Annotated in this window: 5 protein-coding genes; 2 read left to right on the top strand and 3 right to left on the bottom strand. The window is 55.1% G+C overall.

The features are described 5' to 3' along the window. Positions 1-298: 298 nt before the first annotated feature. The 3 genes from LOC54_RS11295 to LOC54_RS11285 all read right to left on the bottom strand — a co-directional run bounded on the left by LOC54_RS11295 (position 299) and on the right by LOC54_RS11285 (position 2,961). Entirely contained in the window at positions 299-1,297 is a 999-nt protein-coding gene (locus LOC54_RS11295; protein ID WP_279313897.1) for an L-dopachrome tautomerase-related protein, read from the bottom strand. Between the two features lie 157 nt (positions 1,298-1,454). Beyond that, a complete protein-coding gene (locus LOC54_RS11290; RefSeq protein ID WP_279313896.1) occupies positions 1,455-1,889 on the bottom strand; it encodes a cupin domain-containing protein in 435 nt (144 codons plus the stop codon). A 52-nt stretch (positions 1,890-1,941) separates the two neighbouring features. After that, positions 1,942-2,961, bottom strand: a complete 1,020-nt coding sequence (locus LOC54_RS11285; RefSeq protein WP_279313895.1) for a zinc-binding alcohol dehydrogenase family protein — start codon at positions 2,959-2,961, stop codon at positions 1,942-1,944. A gap of 100 nt (positions 2,962-3,061) precedes the next feature. Here LOC54_RS11285 and LOC54_RS11280 point away from each other — a divergent pair, with 100 nt between their 5' ends. Continuing rightward, complete coding sequence (locus tag LOC54_RS11280) at positions 3,062-3,481, top strand: helix-turn-helix domain-containing protein (RefSeq protein ID WP_279313898.1); 420 nt, start codon at positions 3,062-3,064, stop codon at positions 3,479-3,481. Between the two features lie 399 nt (positions 3,482-3,880). Further along, entirely contained in the window at positions 3,881-4,705 is an 825-nt protein-coding gene (locus tag LOC54_RS11275; protein WP_279313894.1) for a hypothetical protein, read from the top strand. Positions 4,706-4,997 lie beyond the last annotated feature (292 nt).

Genomic DNA, 4,997 nt, shown 5'->3' with positions numbered 1-4,997 from the left:
CGAACAACCTTGGCGCATCATGTCAATCGGACTGCGCAATTGGGCGCATAGGTTCTAGCAATCAATGGTTGGTATTATTCTTGCCCGTGCTTTGACATATCTTGGATGGCGACGGCATCGTACCGCCCAGACACGTCGATGGATTGCTCCCCCTGACTTTCCGACAAAAGATCCCGGCAAACTTCGATGGCATTACAGGTGACGATGTCCGCCAAAGCACAGCGACTTCGTGAGTACCTTTGCACGAGAGAAAACATCCCGCAGGCGATTATCATGGCGTTTGATGGTCATCAGAGTCCTATCGCCCAGGTTTGACCTGGCCAGCTTGAGGATGGATGGATACCAGCAGAAACGGCTGTATGATGCGGGATTGCCCCTGATGGAACATCGAAAGACGATCCAGTTGCGCGACAGGCAGCCACATTCGGCCATCCGGTGCAAGGCAAGGTGCATCCGCCCAGCGCAGACGTGAATCCGAGAGCAGTTTCGTGATCTTTCCGGAAACGTCTCTCCGGTAGACGCCGTTATCCTTCAGATTGGTGAAATAGAGATTTCCTGCAGTATCCATGGCGCTTCCCCCGATTGGAGGTAAATCTGCCCACGGCTGAACCGCTGCAGACAGATCGGTTGATGACACATTGGTATCGTCAAGCAAAGCTGTCGGAATGCGGGACCACGGCCCTTCAAGCGGCCCGAAATACAGCCATTTCCCGTCCGGACTGACTTCAAGCGGATCGACATTCACCAGAAGCGGCTGATGCGGATGGCTCTCCACGACGTGTCCGTCCATGATAATTGGCCGCCCTGTTCGTGCGCGTGTGGAAACATCGTTGTCCAGAACACGACGTGCATGACCTGTTTCGACATCAAGAACGATCAGGGCGCCCTTGCCCGCATCCGTCAGATAGGCATGCCTCCCGTTGAAACGGATATCGTCGATATAACTGCCTGCCTTCGCGATATCCGGGCCCAGAGGATAGATCCGCAGTACATGACCTGTTGCCGGATCAATGCGGACCAGTTTGGCTCCTCCAGATACCGGGACACCTCCAAAAGACGGAGTTCCAGTATCAACAACCCAGAGCGTGCCGTCAGGAGCAACATGGAGGGCATTGACGCTGACAAAGCGATGCGTTGCATCCCGTCCGGGTTTCCAGCCATTCCAGTCAGCATCCGGAAACGGCTCTATCTTTCCATTCTTCGTCAGAAGACCCACGGCCGGTCCGGAAAACCCGCTCCAGCGAGGGCCTGCGACAAACACATGACCGCCAGCCAGCGCTACGGCGTTCCAGTCCATGGCCGTAGTGGTTGCCTCAATCCTGATAGACTGGGCATGGGAAGAAAGAGGATACGCGCATACCCCAACGAAACCCGTGAAAACGGCAATGGCGATCCTGCGCAGGCCTCTTTTAGAGAAAGCCTGCTGCCGATTCTGTTTCATGACTCCCACGATGTCAGATCCCTGCAATAAAGCCGGGCAGCGTACCTTCGGCAGGATCCACGAACACCACGTCATCTGGCACCCGTCGCGGCGTATCAATGGCAAGAAAAATAACTGGATGGCTCAGAATGCGGGGTACGGCATGCACGGCCCGACGGGGGAACACCAGAAGATGGCCGGGTGAAAACGGGGCTTCCTCCTTGGGATCATCAATCCAGAACGTGCCTGTCCCGGAGAGGACATGAAGCACTTCATCGCACTGGGTATGATAATGCGGCGGCACGTCCCGATAGATCCTGAAGACCCGGATACTCGCTTCCGGCTTGTCGGTCAGATAGGTGTCCAGCAGCATCGTGTCCGCCGTTTCGGGAAACGCCGCCGCAATTTTATTGAGATCGAAGCGGCCTCCCGTCCGGTTCAGGGTCATCAGATGTTCTTTGTCATTCATGAGGTCTGTTCCTCTCAAGCGCTTTGGCTGTTTTCGTCATGGCTCTCCCCGTTCAGGCAGGGAAACCCTCGAGAACAATTTTACCTTTGGCCTGGCCACTCTCGATCAGAGCATGAGCCTCCCGCAAATTAGCGGCGGTGATCGCGCCAAGATTTTTACCGAGCGTCGTGCGAAGACGACCTTCATCTACTAGACGCGACACGTCGTTCAGGAGTTTCCCCTGTGCGCTGATATCTAGCGTTCCGAACAATGAACGCGTGAACATCAGCTCCCAATGCAGGGAGAGGCTTTTGCGCTTGAGTGATACGGCATTGAGTTCAGCCGGATCATCAATCAGGCCGAAATGTCCCTGAGGGGCCAGAAGTTCGACGATCTCTGCCAGATGCCGGTCTGTCTGCGTCGTTGAAAAAACAAAACCGGGAGCGCCCGTAGGAAGGGCGGCAACCTGTTCTGCCAGAGGCTTGCCGTGATCGATCACGTAATCTGCCCCGAGAGATCTGACCCAGTCCTGCGTTTCGGGGCGCGACGCCGTGGCAATGACCGTGATGTCGGTCAGAACCTTGGCCAGCTGGATCGCCATGGAACTGACCCCGCCTGCGCCCCCGATGATCAGAATGGAGGACGTCGTTCCCGGGACAGGCCGACGAATGTCCAGACGATCGAAAAGCATTTCCCAGGCCGTGATTGCGGTCAGCGGTAAGGCCGCGGCCTCGGCCCAGTTCAGAGAGTGGGGTTTGCGACCGACAATCCGTTCATCAACCAGATGAAACTCCGCGTTGGTCCCCGGGCGATTGATTGCGCCCGCATAGAAGACCTCGTCGCCGACAGAAAAATCCGTGACCTCCGGTCCGGTGCCGACGACAATACCCGCCGCATCCCAGCCCAGAACACGCCACTGACCTGCCTCTGGTGTCGCACTGCGACGGACCTTTGTATCAACCGGATTGACCGACACAGCCCTGATCTCCACCAGAAGATCCCGTCCTGTAAGGACAGGTTTTGGCAGATCGATGTCCTGAAGGGACGCCGGGTTTTCGATGGGAAGCGGCGTCTGATAACCGATGGCCCGCATGATGTCTGCTCCTCTGTTGAATGAGGAGAAGAGTGAGCACTATGCTGTTTTCAGGCAAGAACGCACTTTTAACGCCCATAGTGTCGGAAATGATACCGTTATGACCCGCATCCGCCATCAGTCGCTTGATTGCAGCCCCGGCTGCGCTGTTGAAGCAACGCTTCAGCTCATCGACGGCAAATGGAAAGGTGTGATCCTCTATCACCTGCTTCAGGGGACATTACGCTTCAACGCCATCCGCAAGCGTTTGCCCAACATCACCCAGAGGATGCTGACGACCCAGCTTCGCGAACTGGAGCGTGACGGGTTCGTGTTACGGACGGTTTATCCCGAAGTTCCGCCAAAGGTGGAATACAGTCTCACCCCGCGTGGGCAGACCCTCAAGCCTGTCATCATGGCTCTCAAGGCCTGGGGCGATGAGCACACAGAGTTCAGGCATGGTCCTGAGATCTGCGCAGATCAGGATCAAACGCTTTCAACTGCCGTTCAGTCTTCTCCAGCCGCAAAAGGGGCCGAATGATTACCCAGCATTCATTTGGCTAATGGCGGAAATGGGGGGGGAAACAGAATGTCCGATTATGGGGAAAAGAAGACCGAAATCAGCCATTTGCAGCGCTCACGTTCATAACAGCTGTCGGTCAACTCAAGCCGTTTTGAGGTGGTCGTAGGAATGCCCGTTCACGCAGGGACTGATCGTTCGCGATCTTAGAGAGCTGATTACCAGCTACGCAGCCCAAATTTCCAAGTTTAATCCAATGTGGCACGGAATTAAAAACTGCCCTCAGTGATCCGGCGACGCAGAATTGAGCTAGAACGGGAAGTGGAAAATCCTAGTTAGCAGCAAAGGCACGAAGACATGCAGATATCAGAGACGGCACTCGCCACGAGTAAGCCATTATTCGTGAAATTTGTTGAGTGTATGCGAATCATCAAGGACTACCACTTTCAAGTTTTTACAAACAATCCAGAAAAAACCTTGTATTCCGAGACGCTGCGGGTGCTGAACCAATTTCAGCAAGACCGCACTCAGGCAGCATATTGTCTTATAGTAAATGGGCTCGTCTGGGATGCCGAGGTCATAATCCGGGTCGTTTATGAGACGTTCGCTAAGGTGGCTTTTCTGGCAACTGCTTCTGAAGAGCAACGTCCGGAATTGCTCCACGAGTATTGGGAGCTGCTCGGCGCTGTCTATGACAGGCAGGCAGCCTTAAAAGCCGAGCCATGCGAACGTCTCTTCAATTGCTCTGGCAGCGATGGCAGTTCTCGCGTGATGGCAACACTTCGCGATAACCGCGTCTACAGGACCGACCCGCTTGGGGATAAGCGCTTCCGGAAACAATTGGAGCAACGATGGTCGTTCTCTGGAATACTTGAAGCGTTAAACAGTGGTCGTCACGGTATCATTCCACTGATTGGCATTGAGGTTTTTGCACACAACTATAGCATGTCTAGCCACGTTGCTCACGCTAACTCAAGGGCGCTGGACCTCTTAGAAGACCGTGCAACCCGGGGAAGCGACCTCGTCCCGTTGGAAATGGGACATATTTGCCGAATGCTGAGCGACATGGTTTCACTTACTTCTTTCAGCCTGTTCCTGAGTGAACGGTCATGGGCAGGTGGCGAAAAGATGCCAGCACCGTTGGCCGCCGCAGTCACGGCGATGACGGAAACCATCAAGCCATTCCATACCGAATTCGAGATTTCGCAAGAGGGCCTGCATAGCAACTGGCCCCGGAAAGAGTAGGACGGACGCTTGGTGGTATTCCCGTCGCGTGTCTAGCTGCGTGAAGGTTGGCTTTAGGGCTGATCACGTGGCAGTGTCGGTTTTTGGGCGCCCGTCAAGCCCGCGTGTGCGTCTGCAAAGTGGGCGCGAGCTGCTAGGGTGTAACAGCTTCCGTCGTGCCCCGGCCCAGCAGATTATTGGCCGCAGAGCTCGTTCAACCACTCACTCAACAGGACCTTATACCAACCGTTGATTGCTAGAACCTATGTGCCCAATTGCGCAGTCCGATTGACATGATGCGCCAAGGTTGTTC

It is taken from the genome of Acetobacter sp. AN02 (assembly GCF_029759835.1).
GTDB lineage: Bacteria > Pseudomonadota > Alphaproteobacteria > Acetobacterales > Acetobacteraceae > Acetobacter.
This window is presented reverse-complemented; position numbering and strand designations above follow the sequence as displayed.

What these genes read in the sequence shown, in the direction of transcription:
- LOC54_RS11295 (WP_279313897.1), bottom strand. Translation starts at nt 1,297, where the DNA reads ATGGACTGGAACGCCGTAGCGCTGGCTGGCGGTCATGTGTTTGTCGCA.
- LOC54_RS11290 (WP_279313896.1), bottom strand. Translation starts at nt 1,889, where the DNA reads ATGAATGACAAAGAACATCTGATGACCCTGAACCGGACGGGAGGCCGC.
- LOC54_RS11285 (WP_279313895.1), bottom strand. Translation starts at nt 2,961, where the DNA reads ATGCGGGCCATCGGTTATCAGACGCCGCTTCCCATCGAAAACCCGGCG.
- LOC54_RS11280 (WP_279313898.1), top strand. Translation starts at nt 3,062, where the DNA reads ATGACCCGCATCCGCCATCAGTCGCTTGATTGCAGCCCCGGCTGCGCT.
- LOC54_RS11275 (WP_279313894.1), top strand. Translation starts at nt 3,881, where the DNA reads ATGCGAATCATCAAGGACTACCACTTTCAAGTTTTTACAAACAATCCA.